General features: G+C 70.8%; 11 protein-coding genes. 3 read left to right on the top strand and 8 right to left on the bottom strand.

Annotation, left to right across the window (positions count from 1 at the left end; genetic code table 11):
* Positions 1-254 precede the first annotated feature (254 nt).
* On the top strand, positions 255-1682 hold the full coding sequence (locus OO70_RS07775; RefSeq protein WP_043666022.1) for a PP2C family protein-serine/threonine phosphatase: 1428 nt from the start codon (positions 255-257) through the stop codon (positions 1680-1682).
* Between the two features lie 24 nt (positions 1683-1706).
* Here OO70_RS07775 and OO70_RS07780 read toward each other — a convergent pair whose 3' ends face one another.
* Complete coding sequence (locus OO70_RS07780) at positions 1707-3215, bottom strand: DNA-binding protein NsdB (RefSeq protein ID WP_043666026.1); 1509 nt, start codon at positions 3213-3215, stop codon at positions 1707-1709.
* Positions 3216-3457: 242 nt separating this feature from the next.
* Between OO70_RS07780 and OO70_RS07785 the strand changes: the two genes are divergently transcribed.
* Both OO70_RS07785 and OO70_RS07790 read left to right on the top strand, forming a co-directional pair.
* Positions 3458-4600: an aminoglycoside phosphotransferase family protein gene (locus OO70_RS07785; protein WP_043666029.1), complete on the top strand. Its 1143-nt coding sequence runs from the start codon at positions 3458-3460 to the stop codon at positions 4598-4600.
* 313 nt (positions 4601-4913) lie between these two features.
* Entirely contained in the window at positions 4914-6884 is a 1971-nt protein-coding gene (locus tag OO70_RS07790; protein ID WP_043666032.1) for an N-acetylmuramoyl-L-alanine amidase, read from the top strand.
* 9 nt (positions 6885-6893) lie between these two features.
* Here the strand turns inward: OO70_RS07790 and OO70_RS07795 are convergent, their stop codons facing one another.
* From OO70_RS07795 to OO70_RS07825, 7 genes are all read right to left on the bottom strand, one after another.
* The gene (locus tag OO70_RS07795) at positions 6894-7391 is read right to left on the bottom strand and encodes a hypothetical protein (RefSeq protein ID WP_043666035.1); all 498 of its coding nucleotides are present in this window, start codon (positions 7389-7391) and stop codon (positions 6894-6896) included.
* A gap of 119 nt (positions 7392-7510) precedes the next feature.
* Positions 7511-10408, bottom strand: a complete 2898-nt coding sequence (locus tag OO70_RS07800; RefSeq protein ID WP_043666038.1) for an ATP-binding protein — start codon at positions 10406-10408, stop codon at positions 7511-7513.
* A gap of 196 nt (positions 10409-10604) precedes the next feature.
* Complete coding sequence (locus OO70_RS07805; RefSeq protein WP_043666041.1) at positions 10605-11510, bottom strand: universal stress protein; 906 nt, start codon at positions 11508-11510, stop codon at positions 10605-10607.
* Between the two features lie 134 nt (positions 11511-11644).
* The gene (locus OO70_RS07810) at positions 11645-11887 is read right to left on the bottom strand and encodes a DUF397 domain-containing protein (RefSeq protein ID WP_043666045.1); all 243 of its coding nucleotides are present in this window, start codon (positions 11885-11887) and stop codon (positions 11645-11647) included.
* A gap of 82 nt (positions 11888-11969) precedes the next feature.
* Positions 11970-13136 (bottom strand): thiolase domain-containing protein, encoded by a 1167-nt coding sequence (locus tag OO70_RS07815; RefSeq protein ID WP_043666048.1) that lies wholly within the window; start codon positions 13134-13136, stop codon positions 11970-11972.
* Positions 13133-14197, bottom strand: coding sequence for a thiolase domain-containing protein (locus tag OO70_RS07820; RefSeq protein WP_043666051.1), 1065 nt, complete (start codon positions 14195-14197; stop codon positions 13133-13135). Before OO70_RS07820 ends, OO70_RS07815 begins: the two co-directional genes overlap by 4 nt.
* Positions 14197-15141, bottom strand: a complete 945-nt coding sequence (locus OO70_RS07825) for a Zn-ribbon domain-containing OB-fold protein (protein WP_043666052.1) — start codon at positions 15139-15141, stop codon at positions 14197-14199. Before OO70_RS07825 ends, OO70_RS07820 begins: the two co-directional genes overlap by 1 nt.
* Between the last annotated feature and the right edge of the window lie 42 nt (positions 15142-15183).

Consider the following 15183-nt stretch of genomic DNA (forward strand, 5'->3'; position numbering starts at 1 on the left):
TCGAACAGGTGGTTGAATGTCGACCCGAGAGGGTAATCAATCCCTCAACTCGCGTACGGCGTATACGACTTGCTCCACCAGGGCAGCTACGCCACGAGCACGGCACAAGTCGCCCGTGAAGACGCTGGCATATGCCAGAAGCACCACCGGATCGTGTGTTGCCAAATCCCTTACAGGGCGTCGCAGGCTGTGCGACAGTCGTAACCGGTCCCTCCATCCGCCTTGGTCGTACCGTCCCCGCATCGGAGTGCGTCATGCCGTCCCATCTCTCTGCGGACCGCCCAGCCGCCCAGCCGCCCGCGCGCGGCTCGGTCGACGCGCTGATATCGCAGGCGCGGCGGCTCATGGGCGACGTGGACGCCGTACGGCGGGACGCGCAGCAGGACGGTTCGGACCCGCGCGAGCGGTGGCAGCGGGCGCTGTGCGATCTGGCGCTGCATCAACTCAACGACCTCGACGAGCACTTGGCCCAACTACGGGACGGACCACCGCCCGTTCCGGCGGCCGTCGAGGAGCCGCTCGCACCGACTGCCGTACCGGACGCGGCTCGACAGGACTCGCTGCTCACCCGGGTGGGCAGTGCCGAGTGGAATCTGCTGACGGACGAGGCGAGTTGGTCCGGGGAGCTGTACCAGATTCTCGGCCGCGATCCGGCCGCTCCTCCGCTCACCCTCGACGAACTGCCGTCCCTGGTCCTCGACGAGGACCGGCCGGGGCTGACGGCGATGGTCACGGACTGCCTGGTCGACGCCAAGCCCATCGACGGCGAGTTCCGCGTCGTACGGCCCGACGGCGCCGTACGGACCGTGCACATGATGGGCGAGCCCGTGCTCGACGCCGACGGTGGCACCGCCTCGATGTGGGCCGTGCTGCGGGACGTCAGCGAACTGCGCCGCAGCCAGCGGACGGTGAGCGAGACCCGTGACTCGCTGCAGCGTCACCGGCACCACGCGCAGACCGAGCGCCGGCTCGCGGTCGAGCTGCAGGAGGCCGTGCTGCCGCCGTGGCGCGGCTCCTTGCGGCTCCCGCACCAGGGACCGGAGACGCTGGACCTGGCCGCCCGCTATCTGCCCTCGTCGACGAGCGCGCTGATCGGCGGCGACTGGTACGACGCGCTCCAACTCTCCGACGGCGCCACCCTGTTGAGCGTCGGCGACCTCACCGGACACGGTGTCGCCGTCACCTCGGGCATGGCGATGCTGCTCGGCGCCCTGCGCGGTATGGCGATGGCGGGCACCGAGCCCGGCCAACTGATGTCCTGGCTCAACCAGTTACTCGACGCCACCGTGCAACCGGCCCTGGGCAGCGCGGTGTGCTGCCGCTACCGGCCCGAGACCCGCACCCTGACGTGGGCGCAGGCAGGACACCCCGCCCCGCTGCTGTTCCGCGACGGGACGGGGCGCGTGCTGAGCGCACCGGACGGCGTCCTGCTCGGCGCCACCTCGGGAGCGGCCTACGGACAGGCCGAGGAAACCCTCGATGCGGGCGACGTACTCCTGTTGCACACGGACGGACTGGTGCCCGGCCACGGCGGAGAGGCCGCCGTGCACCAACTCCTGGACCTGGCCCCGCGGTTCGGCGAGGCGCGCACCGCACAGGACTGCGTACGGATGGTCGTGGAGGAGTTCGGCGACACCGAGCGCGCGGACGACGCGTGCGTCCTCATCGCCAGGACCACCTAGCGAGGAAGCGGCGGCGCAACCCCCTTACGCCTGTGCGCTGTTGCCGCCCCTGGCCCTCGGGCTCCTCGGCTGTGTCTTCGGCAGCGCGAGCTTGATCTCCTCCCGCAGTTCGTGGATCTTCGGATAGTTGGAGTACTGGGCCGTCAGCCGGTACATCTCGCGCAGCCGGTCCCAGGTGCGGTGGGAGGAGTTCGATCCCATCGACACCAGGGCCAACCGCGCGTACCGGTCCGCCTGTTCGGGGTCGTCGGCGATGAAGCAGGCCGAGGCCATCGACAGGAAGTCGAAGATCTTCGAGCGCTGCCGTCCGTCGACCCGCAGTGCCAGGGCCTTCTCCGCGAAGTGCTGGGCGTGCACGGCCGCTCCGGGCTCGTGCTCGGCCAGCGTGCGGTAGGCCAGGGCCTGCATGCCGTAGAGGTCCTCCTCCTTGAACGTCTGCATCCAGCTCGGGGACGGTACGTCGCCGCGGTCGGAGACGAAGAGGTCCTCCGCCTGGCCGAGGGTGCGGCGCATCGCCTGGCCCTTGCCCATCGAGGCCTGTGCCCAGGCCTCGATGGTGTAGAGCATCGCCCGGGTGCGCGGCAGCACCTCGTCGCCGGAACCGGTCTTGGCGAGTTTCATGAGATCGAGTGCGTCGTCGGGCCGGCCCAGGTGCACCATCTGGCGAGCCGCCCGTGAGAGCGCCTCCCCGGCGCGGGGCCGGTCGCCGCCCTCACGGGCCGCGTGGGCGGCGATGACGAAGTACTTCTGGGCCGTGGGCTCCAGGCCGACGTCGTGCGACATCCAGCCCGCGAGTACGGCGAGGTTGGCCGCGACGCCCCACAGGCGCCGCTGCAGATGGTCGGGGTGCCGGTAGGCGAGCATGCCGCCCACCTCGTTGAGCTGTCCCACCACGGCCTTGCGTTGCAGCCCGCCGCCGCGGGCCGCGTCCCAGGCTCGGAACACCTCGACGGAACGCTCCAGTGCCTCGATCTCCTGCGACCCGATGGGGGCGGCCTCGTAGCGGTCGAACCCAGCGGGGTCGGCGTGCAGGGGATCGTCGAAACGGGGAGCGTCGGCGGAAAGAGTCGGATCGGAGTGCAGCCAGTCGTACATGGCGCTGCTGAGTGCGGAGCCTGCGGCGAGCGCGGCGCCCGCGCCCACCAGGCCGCGTCGGTTGAGCATGAGGTCCATTCCCGTGAATTCGGTGAGGACCGCAGCAGTCCGTTCGGGCGCCCACGGCACACCGTCGGGATGTTCCGCATTCCCGTCGTCGGGCCGTTTCCCCGCACGCCCGTGCCGGACCAGACCGAGGTCCTCGATGGTCACGACACGGCCGAGACGCTCGGTGAACAGAGCCGCCAGCACCCGCGGCACCGGATCGCGCGGGATCTCTCCCGTGTCGATCCAACGCCGTACCCGCGAGGTGTCGGTCGACAGCTGGGGGTGGCCCATGGCCGCCGCCTGCCGGTTGACCCTCCGCGCGAGTTCGCCCTTGGACCAGCCGGCCAGGCCGAACAGGTCCGAGAGACGGGAGTTGGGTTGTCCGTTCACGTCAAGCCCCCAGGTTCTCGGCTGACTTGAACATAGCCCGGCGCGGGTTGCCGGGCGACTATTCGCCAGGGTTCGCCAGGGTGCGCCAGATGGTGTGCCACTGCGCATCTGGTGTCAGGTAGGAACGCGCCACCCCGACCCGGTCACCGAGGGACACTCCCCAGGGTGCACCGTGGGACCGGGCCGGGTAGCGCGCTTGCTTGGACAGGCACTGCAGGCACACGAAGGGATCTGTATCTCCCATGTACACAGCATCGTCCTCCGTGTCCGCCCCGCCCCGGTCGCTGCACCCCCGCCCGGGCGCCGGCGGCCCCTATCTCGACCCGGCGCGCCCGGCGGCCGGCCCCGTGCTCGGTGCGGGCAGGCCGCGGCGCGTTCCGGGGCTCGGCACCCAACCGCTCAGCGGGAGACTCGACTTGTCCGGCCCTCAGGGCGCCCAGCTGCGTACGGCGATCGCGTCGGTGCACCGGATCTGCCCGGAGTTCGCTCCGGTGCAGGTGCTACGCCGCAACGGACGCTCCGTGCTCCTGGTCGGAACGACCGGACGCAGCACGGCTGTCGCGAAGTGTTTACTGGACCACTCCCCCGCGTGGGCCGAGCGGATCCGGCACGAGATAGCGGCGTACCGCTCGTTCGTCCGGCACCGCCCGCCGGTGCGGGTGCCGCGGCTGATCGCGGCGGACCCGGACAACTGCACGCTCGTCATCGAGCGGATGCCGGGCCGGGTGGCGGCACTGCACCGGCACCCGGCGGAGGCCCCGCCGCGGGCGGACATCAGGGCGGCGCTCGGCGCGATCTGCCGGCTCAACGCCTGGCGGCCGCCGGCGGGCACGTTCGACGCCCCGCTGGACTACGCGGCCCGTATCTCCCGGTACCACGAGCTGGGGCTGCTCACCGACCGGGACATGGGAGACCTGCAGAAGCTGCTGCACGGCATCGCGCACTCGGCGGGCCGTCAGGGAATGGGCCAGTTCTGCCACGGCGACGCCCTGCTGTCCAACATCCTCCTCTCACCGGCCGGTCCAGTGCTGGTGGACTGGGAGCATGCGGGCTGGTACCTGCCGGGCTACGACCTGGCGACGCTGTGGGCGGTCCTCGGGGACGCGCCGGTGGCCCGGCGGCAGATCAGTCAGATCGCGCAGTCGGCGGGGCCGGCGTCGCGTGACGCGTTCCTGGTGAACCTGATGCTGGTGCTGACCCGCGAGATCCGTACCTACGAGATGGCCGTGCAGCGTTCGATGCACGACACGACCCCGGCGGCACCGGGAGCAGCCCATCCGGGTGCTGCGCCGTCCGGCGAGGAACAACGGCTGCTGCTGAGGCGGCTGCACGACGACTGCCAGTTGGCCCGACGGGCCGTGCGTGCGGCGGTCGGCACTCGCTGACGGGGATGACGGTCCGCGGTGCGCCCTGCAGCGGCGCACCGCGGACCTTCGTGTGTCCGGCCGACATAGGGCCGACCCACATATGGGCGGCACATATATCTCTGTCCGGGACCTGGCAGCACTCCCCCATTGGTGTACACCACTGACGCTCCGCAGGCCCGAATGCCGCCGCCACGAAACTCCTCGTATCCCCTGTTGACAAGGGAAATCGCCTGCCTCTGGGCATGATTGACGGATCGTCGGCCAGCCGGTACCACTGACGCACGCCCGGCCCCGCACGGTTCATCACGCCCCACCGTCCCAGGAGGCTGCATTGCGAGGATCCTCGACCGACCCCAACCGCTCTCCCGGACACAGACGCACCCGAAGATCCGCGGGTGCGCTCGCCACCGCCGCCCTGCTGCTGCCCCTGCTGGGCGCGGCCCCTTCGGAGACCGCGACCGCCTCCTCCGCCTCGACCCTCCAGCGGGCGTTCGCGTCGGCGTCCGCCGAGTACCACGTACCGCAGACCGTGCTGCTGGCTGTCTCCTACCTCCAGTCCCGCTGGGACGAGCACGGCGGAGCGCCGAGCGTGACCGGCGGCTACGGCCCGATGCACCTCACGGACGCCCGTACCGCCCTCGCCGCGACGGAGCACCTGAGCGAGGGCACCGAGGACCCCCGCGGCGACAGCGCCCGCACGGCCCTGCACCCGACCGCGCAGATCCCGGCGGACTCCCAACTCCCGGACCGGCTCAGGACGTTGACGAAGGCGGCCGAACTGACCGGGCTTCCGGCGGCCGACCTCCGTAGCGACGAGACCGCCAATGTGGACGGCGGCGCCGCGCTGCTCGCCGACGCCCAGAAGGGCCTGGGCGAGCCGCTCAGCGCGGACCCGGCCGACTGGTACGGCGCGATCGCCCGCTTCTCCGGCGCCGACGACACGGCCACCGCGGCCGCGTATGCCAACGATGTCTACGACGTGATCCACACCGGCGAGGAGCGCACCACGGACGCCGGGCAGCAGGTCGCCCTGGCCGCGCAGCCGGAACTCGCCCCGGACACCGCGCAGTTGAAGGAGACCGGGCTGCGCACGGTCTCCACCGACAGCACCGAGTGCCCGAAGAAGGTGTCCTGCGAGTGGATCCCGGCGCCGTACGCCGAGTTCGGGGACAACGACTACGGCAACCACGACCTGGGCGACCGGCCCGCGTCGCAGAGCATCAAGTACATCGTCATCCATGACACGGAAGGCCAGTGGGACGGTGTCCTGAACCTGGTCCAGGACCCCACCTATGTGTCGTGGAACTACACGATCCGCTCCACCGACGGTCTCATCGCCCAGCATGTGAAGGCCAAGGACGTGGCCTGGCACGCGGGCAACTGGTACATCAACGCCAAGTCGATCGGCATCGAGCACGAGGGCTTCCTCGCCGCGCCGGACGCCTGGTACACGGAGGCGATGTACCGCTCGTCGGCGCGACTGGTGAAGTACCTGACGAAGAAGTACGGCATCCCGCTGGACCGGCAGCACATCCTCGGCCACGACAACGTGCCGGGCCCGACCACGTCCACGATCCCCGGGATGCACACCGACCCGGGCCCCTACTGGGACTGGGCGCACTACTTCGCCCTGCTGGGCCACCCCTTCAAGCAGACCGCCAAGAAGAGCGGCGGCCTGGTGACGATCCGCCCCGACTACACGACCAACCAGCCGGTGTACACGGGCTGCGTCACCAAGGGCGTGCCGTGCGCGGTGCACGGGTCGAGCGAGGTCCGGCTGTACTCCGGGCCCGGCGAGACCTACCCCCTGATCAAGGACATCGGCCTCGGGACGACCCCGACCACCGGGGTCAACGATCTCTCCTCACGGGTCTCCACCGGCCAGCAGTACGCGGTGGCCGACCGCTCCGGGGACTGGACCGCGATCTGGTACCTGGGCCAGGAGGCCTGGTTCAAGAACCCGAAGAAGCACCCGACGGCCGTCAAGGCGGCCGGGTGGGTGATCACGCCGAAGGAGGGTCTGGACAGCGTCCCGGTGTACGGCCGCGCGTACCCGGAGGCCTCGGCCTATCCGACGGGAGTGCCCGTCCAGGCGGTGTCCCCGCTGCCGTACAAGCTGCTCGCGGGCCAGAAGTACGTGGTCGGTGACAAGGTGCCCGGTGAGTACTACTACGCGGTCACCTTCACCACCGACTCGCACAAGGTCGTCGTAGGAAAGGATCTCTACTACGAGATCCAGTACGGCCACCGGGTGGAGTTCGTGCGAGCCGCGGACGTCCAGCTGAAACGGTCCGGCCGGTAGCCAGTCGCCTCAGCCCTGCTGGAACAGCTCCGCCGGGAGCGGTTTCAGCAGGGCGTAGAGGTCGTCCGTGATGGGGCGGTCCCAGGCGGCGATGGTGACCAGGACGTTGTCGCTGCGGTCGAACTGCACGCAGGAGATCCGGCTCTCGGAGAGCTTGAGGCGGCGCACGATCAGGAGGTTGTCGCCCTGCATCACCGGCATGTCCTCGGTGCCTACGACGGTCACCTCCTCGTCGTTCTCCAGCGCGAGGAGCAGCTGCGCGACCTCGAAGGGGACCTCGTCCTCGGCGACGTCACGGGCCGGGGAGCCCTCCGGCAGATTGCCGATGACCATCGCGGGGCCGCGGCCGCCGAAGAGGTCGTAGCGCAGGAAGACACCCTGGCAGCTGCCGTCGGGGGCGGGCAGCAGGCCCGCGCCGAGGTTACCGGGCCAGTCGCCCGGGTCCATGGCCAGCACATCGAATTCGGGGCCGGCGGGGGTGGCGCTGCGGCGGCGGAGGAACGACATGCAGCAATGGTACGGGGTGCCGTCCGGCGGTGGGCACGTGGTTTGGCGCGGGTTCGTTGTCGGGTGCGGGTGCGTAGGGGCTGGGCGCGCAGTTCCCCGCGCCCCTAGGGGGTTCGGTCCTACGTTGGCTTGATAAGTGCCGTTCCCAAGCCCGTGCGGTCTGTGCCCAGTTTTCGGTAGGCCGCTGAGAGCAGACGTACTGCGGTCTGCTCGTCCGTGTGGAGTTCTACGGCTATCTCGTGGTCCGTGCTGTCGTGGGCGGCCAGGGTCGCGGCGGCGCGTTCTTGGGTCGTGAGGGTGTCTGTTTCGGTGCTGTGGAGGCGGCGGGGGCGTAGGCCTGCGGCGGCGAGTTCGGAGCGGGCCGTGTCGGCCAGGCCTTCGGCGCCGCACTGGACGGCCGCGTCCAGGCCTCGGTAGAGGTGGTCGCCTGCCTCCCGGGCCCTGCCGACGCGGCGGAGTTCGGTGCCGAGGGCGACCAGGGCGCAGGCCAACTCGTAGGCGGCCGGGGAGCGTTCGAGGTGGGCGACGGACTCCTCCAGGAGTTTGGCGCGGGCCGAGCCTGAGGAGACCTCGGCGGCGATGCGCAGGGCCTGGCCGATGGCGGACGGGGTGCCGAACTGGCGGGCGCGGGCGACCGCTTCGTGGGCGGTGGCGACGGCGCGCTCGGGGGTGTCGTGGCTCTCGGCGCGGGCGAGGTGGAGCTGCCAGGGGCACCAGGCGGGGTTGCGGATGCCGCGCGGGTCCAGGCGGCGGCCTGCGGAGGCCAGTTCCTCCGCCGCGTCCTTGGTGAGGCCGCGGGCCAGGAGCAGTTCGCCGTAGACGGTCTGGGCGTCCGGGAAGACGACGGCGGCCGGGAAGGGCTCCGCGAAGGCATGGTCCTCGGCGAGTTGTACGGCCTCCGCGACCCGGCCGCGGGCCAGCAGGACCTCGATGAGGATGCCGGTGCCGTACCAGTAGACGGGGGTGCCGGGACCGACCCGCTCGGCGAGGCGCAGGCCAGCGCGCGCGAAGTCCTCGGCCTCGGCGAGCCGGCCGCGCCGGTAGCGGAGATAGCCGAGGAAGGTGTAGCCGAAGGACAGGTGCGCACCGCGCCAGCCCTGCTGCTCGAAGTCGGCGATGCCGGTGGCGAACAGCTCCTCGGCGCGGCCCGGTCGGTCGCAGTACATGAAGGCGAGGGCGACCAGCACCGGTACCTCGAAGCCGCGGTCGGCCTCCGCCCAGCCGAGGCCGCCGGCCAAAGCGCGCTCGGCATGGTGGAGGGCCACATGTGCGGGTTCACCACGGAGTACGGCGTCCCAGGTGCGCAGGCCGATGATGTACCGCTCGGTGAGGTCGCGGCCCTTGAGGCGGTCGGCGAGTTTGGTGAGGCGGCGGGAGCGCGAGGGGTGATCGGGTTCGTCGGCGCGGAAGGCGTCCCACATGAACTGCTCGGAGAGCATGCGCAGTTTGACCCGGGCGTCGTCGGTGACGCGGATCTCGCGGGCGAGGGTGTCGGAGGCCTCGGCGAGGCGGTCGCTGTGGGCGAGGACCTGGGAGAGGCGGTAGACGATGTTCTGCCGCAGGCCGGCGTCGCTGATCGGCTCTTCGAGGGCGGCCCTCAGGTGGTTCACGGTGGTCGCCGGTTCGGTGAGCAGGGAGGCGCTGCCCAGTTCGTACAGGACGGCGGCGCGGTCGTCGTAGGGCGGGGGTTCGCGCAGGGCGCGGGCGAGGTAGCTGCGGGCCGTGTCGGGGGCGCCCGCGCGCAGGGTCTCCCCGGCTGCCGCGCGGAGTTGCTGGACGACCCAGTTGTCACCGTCGGGGTGGGTCTCCATGAGGTGGCGGGCCGCGGCGGAGGGGCCCTGGCCCTCGTTGATGACGCACCAGGCGGCCTGGCCGTGCAGGGCCACGCGGACACCGGCGGGGATGGCCCGGTAGACGGCGGTGGCGATGAGCGGGTGGACGAATTCGAGCGTGCCCGCGGCGGTCAGCGTGCCGGTGAGGATACGGGCGTCGCGCAGCGTGTCGACGGCGTCGGCGGCCTCCTCGTGGCCGAGTCCGGCGACGGCGGCGGCGAGCATCGGATGGGTCTCGGTGCCGAGGACCGCGCAGGCCCAGGCGAAGCGGACGGTCGAGGTGCCGAGGCGTTCGAGGCGGGTGATGATGCCGTTGCCCTTGACGGCGGCGGCGAGGTCGCGCAGCAGGTACGCGCCGGCTTCGGTGGGGTCCAGGCCGCGGTCGTGGATCTTGGCGGTGAGTTCGACGGTCTCGAACGGGTTCCCGGCGGTGACGGCCCAGCATTCGCGGCAGAACGCGTCGTCGGCGTGCGCGCCGAGCGTCTCCCGCACCAGATCGGCGACGGCGGCGACGCTGAGCGGTTCGAGATCGAGGGGGCGTCCACCGGCCCGGCCGGGCAGTCCCCTGAACGACTCGGCGTGGTCGGGGAGTTCGTCGGGCCGGTAGGCGACGACGACCAGCAAAGGGAGTTGCTCGGCGCGGGGCGCGAACGCGGCCAGCCAGCCCAGGGATTCGGGGTCGGCCCAGTGCGCGTCGTCGAGGACGAGGACCATCGGGGCACGCTTCACCGCGAGGTGGGTGAGTACCCAGTCGAGGCCGTCGCGCAGGCCCTGTTGGTCGGGCGGGGAGCCCGCGGTGGGGGCGCACAGGCCGAGGGCGGGGCCGACGATGTCGTACCAACTCCCCAGCGCGGCGCGGAGATCGGCGTCGGCCGACCCGGCGAACTGCGGCTGCAGCAGCTGGCGGGCGACGTGGAAGGCGACGCGCTGTTCCTGGTCGCCGCCCCGCGCGGACAGCACGGTGCAGCCCTGGGCTGCGGCGCGGCGGCGCACCTCGGTGAGGAGGGTGGTCTTGCCGATGCCGGCCCGTCCCGCGAAGGCGAGCAGGGCACCGCGCGGCCTGTCCCCCGGTTCGGCTCCGTCCGTGCGCAAGCCGGTGAGCTCGCCCAACGCCTCGTCGACGGCGGCGAGTTCACTCTCCCGTTCGAAGAGTGTGCTTCTGCTGCGCGCGCTCCGCTGTCCCATCCCATACCCCCTGCCACGGTGGTGCGCCCGCGCGGGGAGCGAACGCGTACCGTGAGCTACAGGGACCTCAGCGTACGCTTCCCGAGGGTCCCGCGACCCGGTAGTCGACGAAGGCGTACTGGCCGGTTTTCCGCTGTCGTCGGTGATTGCGGGCGATACGGATTCCTTTTGATCGGCAACTCGTCGGCGGACTTCCTCACTCCTCCAACGCCGTCGGCGGCACCACGGCGATCGGGCTCGCCGCGTGCAACAGGACCGCCTGGGTCACCGAGCCGATCAACCGAGCCGGGGACAGCAGGCGCCGGCGATGGCGGCCCACGACGACCAGGTCGGCGTCCTTGGAGGCGGCGACGAGGTGGCCGGCCGCGTCGCCCGGTGCGACGTACGGCTCGGTGGGGACGTCAGGGTGGTGTTTGCGGTGCGGGGCAAGGAGGGCCCCGGTGAGGACGCGGGTCTCGTTCTCGATGGCGTCCTGATCGATGACCGGCAGCACGAGTTCGCCCGGGGACTCCCAGGTCTGCGGTGGCCACGGGTAGGCGGCGACGACCTGGAGGCGGGCTCCGCGCCGGGCGGCCTCGGCGAAGGCGAAAGCCAGGGTGGTCTCGTCGGGGCTGTCCACATGCAGGCCGACGACCACTCGGGGCCCTGGCTCGGCCGGAATCCCGTCGTGAACCTCGCGTCCGGGCCGGGGCACCACGACGACGGGGCAGTCGGCGTCGCGGGCGGCGGCCATGCCGTTGGAGCCGAGCAGCAGGCTGGCGAAGCCGCCCCGGCCACGGGAACCGAGCACCAACAGCTGTGCGGTGGAACCGAGTTCGGGCAGTACGGCGGCCGGCGCGCCCTGCAGTCCGAGGTACTCCATGACCGGGCGGTCCGCACGTCCTTCGAGATACGTGCGGACCTGGTCGAGCACCGCGTCCTCGTCCGGGTTCGGCGGCCCGGCGACCAGGACGCCGGGCGGTGTCCACGCGGCGGCGTACTGCCACACATGGACGACCCGCAGCGGCGCCCCACGTCCACGGGCCGCGTCGAGGGCCCAGTCCAGGGCGCGCAGACTGTCGTCCGAACCGTCGACCGCCGCGATGACCGGCAGGGTGCTCATGGGTTCCTCACCTCCGGAGTAACGGGACCTTTCCCCTCTGGGGCCAGCCTGGCTCAGGCGTCGGCTCCAGAAGGGTTCTCAAGGTCGCGTGTCCGGAAAAACCGGCGGAACACCCCGAAGAGGCGGAGAACCTCTTACGTCAGATCGAACTCCCCCTCCCGCGCCCCCGACACGAACGCGCCCCATTCCGCGGGCGTGAAGATCAAGGAAGGGCTCTGTGGGCGGCCGCTGTTGCGCATCGCGATGAATCCCTCGACAAAGGCGATCTGGACATCCCCCAGGCCACGGCTGCTCGAGTGCCAATCGGCGTCACTGAGGTCCAGCTCCGGCTTGTCCCAGCCCGCAAGCGGGTGTTGCTGGATGGTGCTCTCGGCCACGTCCGTGCTCCTCCCGATTCGTCGTCCGCGGTCAGCCTAGCGATCGGTTTCTGATGCCGACAGGCCACGTGAGGGGGACCTTTCAGCAGGCGGGTGGTTCGCTGCCCACGAGCCACATCGAGAAGAACTGCGATCCGCCGCCGTAGGCGTGCCCGAGAACCCGTCGAGCGCCTTCCACCTGGTGTTCTCCGGCCTGGCCGCGCACCTGAAGCGCGGCCTCCGCAAAGCGGATCATGCCCGAGGCGCCGATCGGATTGGTCGACAGAACCCCTCCTGACATGTTCACGGGAAGGTCGCCGTCCAGCTCGGTCACCCCCGATTCGGTGAGCTTCCAGCCCTCCCCCTCCTCGGCGAACCCGAGGTTCTCCAGCCACATGGGCTCGTACCACGAGAACGGCACATACATCTCCACGGCGTCGATGTCCCGGCGCGGATCGGCGATCCCCGCCTGCCGGTACACATCGGCCGCGCAGTCCTTGCCGGCCTGCGGCGACACACAGTCCTTTCCCGCGAACAGTGTGGGTTCGCTCCGCATGGCGCCCCCATGCATCCAGGCCGCCGGACGTGGTGCCCGCGCCGCTCCCGCCCGGTCGGTGAGGACCATCGCGCAGGCCCCGTCCGAGGAGGGGCAGGTCTCCGAGTAGCGGATCGGGTCCCACAGCATCGGCGAGGCCTGGACCTTCTCCAGCGTGATGTCGTGCTCGTGGAGATGGGCGTACGGGTTCTTCAGCGCGTTGCGCCGGTCCTTGTACGCGACCAGGGAACCGACCGTGTCGGGCGCCCCGGTGCGCCGCATGTAGGCCCGCACATGGGGGGCGAAGAAGCCGCCCGCGCCCGCGAGGAGGGGCTGCTGGAAGGGGATCGGCAGGGACAGTCCCCACATGGCGTTCGACTCGGACTGCTTCTCGAAGGCGAGGGTGAGGACCGTGCCGTGCACGCGGGCCGCGACGAGGTTGGCGGCGACGAGCGCGGTCGACCCGCCCACCGAACCGGCGGTGTGCACCCGCAGCATGGGCTTCCCTACGGCGCCCAGCGCATCGGCGAGATACAGCTCGGGCATCATGACGCCCTCGAAGAAGTCGGGCGCCTTACCGATGACAACGGCGTCGATGTCCGCCCACGTCAACTCGGCGTCGTCCAGGGCACGTTGAGCCGCCTCCCGCACCAGCCCTGCGATCGACACGTCCCGGCGCGCGGCGACATGCTTGGTCTGGCCGATCCCTACGACGGCCACGGGCTCCTTGCTCATCGCGGATCCCCTTCGAGTACGGCGACCAGGTTCTGTTGCAGACAGGGACCGGAGGTGGCATGGGCGAGAGCCCGGTCGGACTCGCCCCGATGGATGCGCGCGGCGGCCTCACCGATGCGGATCAGCCCGGCGGCCATGACCGGGTTCGCGGCGAGGGCTCCTCCGGACGGGTTGACGCGCACCTCGTCGCCGAGCCGCAGTGCCTTGCGCAGTACGACCTCCTGCGCGGTGAACGGCGCGTGCAACTCGGCGGTGTCGACGGGCCGTTCGAAGGCACCGGCCTTCTCGGCGGCGAGCCGCGTGGACGGCGAGTCGGTCAACTCCCGTACGCCCAGGCCGTGCGCCTCGATGCGGTGGTCGATGCCCCTGATCCAGGCGGGCCGTTCGCACAGTTCGCGGGCCCGTTCTCCGGCCGCAAGGATGACGGCGGCGGCTCCGTCGCCGATCGGTGGGCAGTCACCGGTGCGCAGCGGCCGTACGACATAGTCCCCTTGCGGCACCGAACCCCGCACCTGGGCATGGGAGTTGGCGCTCGCGTCGGTCCGGCTGCGGGACGCCACCTCGGCGAGCGCGGGTTCGTCGGTGTCGCCAGCGTCGATGAGGGCCTGGGCCTGGAGGGCGGCGAGGGCGACGGAGTCCGGCCACAGGGGCGCCACGTAGTACGGGTCCAGTTGCCGAGTCAGGACATCGCGCACGGAGCCGGGGGACGACTTGCCGTACGAGTAGACGAGCGCGGTGTCCGCGTCGCCGGTGAGCAGCTTGGTCCAGGCCTCGTAGAGCGCCCAGGCGCCGTCCATCTCGACATGGGACTCGGAGATCGGCGGCCAGGCGCCGACGCCGTCGAGGGCGAGGGTGAAGGAGAAGGCGCGGCCGGCGAGGTAGTCGCTGGAGCCGGAGCAGGTGAAGTCGATGTCGGCGGTCTTCAGTCCGGTCTGTTCGAGGACGCCGTGCAGTACCGGCATCAGCATCTCCACCTCGGAGAGCTCGTCGGTGGTGCGCCGGTGGTCGGTCTGCGCGAAGGCGACGACGGCGATCTCACGCATCGCGGCAGCTCCATGCATCACAGCAGCTCCTTGTAGACGTCGTAGTCCGCGTCGGGCTCGCCGGTCGGCCGGTAGTGGTCCGGATAGCGACCGCCCTCGCTCCACACCGCCTCGACGCGCAGCCCCATGCGCACCTGGTCGTACGGGATGCCGCCGATCCGTCCGTGCAGCGCGAGGTCGGCGCCGTCGAGGGCGATGTGCGCGTAGACGTACGGGACCTCGATGTCGAGGTTCTTCGCCTTGATGTTGACGATGCAGAACGTGGTGACGGTGCCGCGCGGACCCACTTCGACGTGTTCCGCTGTGGCGACACCACATGTGGGGCACGCACCCCTCGGCGGGACGTACACCTTGCGGCAGGAGGGGCAGCGCTCGCCGACGGTGCGCTGTTCGGAGAGCGCGTGGATGTAGTCGGTCTGGGCACGGCCGGGCGAGTAGACATAGTCGAGCCGCGCGGGAGCCACGATGCCGGTGACCATGCTCTCGAACTCGCCGGTGTGGTCGCCGAGTTGGCGCGTCTCATCACCCTCGTACGGCTCGAAACAGGCGATGTCCGTGATCGCCCCGACACGCTCCTCGGCCCAGCGGACACGGACCCGCATCCCGGTGTGCACGGCTTCGGGGCCAGGCGCGTCGAGCGCATGCAGGAGGGCGGTATCAGCACCGTCGAGCCGAACCAGTACCCAGGCGAAGGGCGTACCAAGGGGCTGCCCGCGACGGGGTTCGTGGTTCCAGGCCCAGGTGGTGACCGTGCCGGTGGCGCCGACCTCGACGAGATCGCGGATCTCTTCAGCGGTAACGGGGTCGTACTCAACGGGCGGCACGAGGGTGCGCCCGTCACCGGTCTTCACCCCGAGAACGACGCGTTCACGCAGCCCGGTGAGGAAGGCGCTCTGAACGGGCCCGAGGGATCGGGTGAACGGGAATTCAAGTACCAGGGGCGCTTTGAGTACTTCGGCCACGGCATCTCCTAACTGAACAACTGGGGCCAAGCACCCCCACCT

Source organism: Streptomyces xylophagus (assembly GCF_000716435.1).
GTDB lineage: Bacteria > Actinomycetota > Actinomycetes > Streptomycetales > Streptomycetaceae > Streptomyces > Streptomyces xylophagus.

Excerpts from the sequence above, each read along its gene's own strand:
- OO70_RS07775 (WP_043666022.1), top strand. The coding sequence starts at position 255 with ATGCCGTCCCATCTCTCTGCGGACCGCCCAGCCGCCCAGCCGCCCGCG.
- OO70_RS07785 (WP_043666029.1), top strand. The coding sequence starts at position 3,458 with ATGTACACAGCATCGTCCTCCGTGTCCGCCCCGCCCCGGTCGCTGCAC.
- OO70_RS07795 (WP_043666035.1), bottom strand. The coding sequence starts at position 7,391 with ATGTCGTTCCTCCGCCGCCGCAGCGCCACCCCCGCCGGCCCCGAATTC.
- OO70_RS07800 (WP_043666038.1), bottom strand. The coding sequence starts at position 10,408 with ATGGGACAGCGGAGCGCGCGCAGCAGAAGCACACTCTTCGAACGGGAG.
- OO70_RS07805 (WP_043666041.1), bottom strand. The coding sequence starts at position 11,510 with ATGAGCACCCTGCCGGTCATCGCGGCGGTCGACGGTTCGGACGACAGT.
- OO70_RS07815 (WP_043666048.1), bottom strand. The coding sequence starts at position 13,136 with ATGAGCAAGGAGCCCGTGGCCGTCGTAGGGATCGGCCAGACCAAGCAT.
- OO70_RS07820 (WP_043666051.1), bottom strand. The coding sequence starts at position 14,197 with ATGCATGGAGCTGCCGCGATGCGTGAGATCGCCGTCGTCGCCTTCGCG.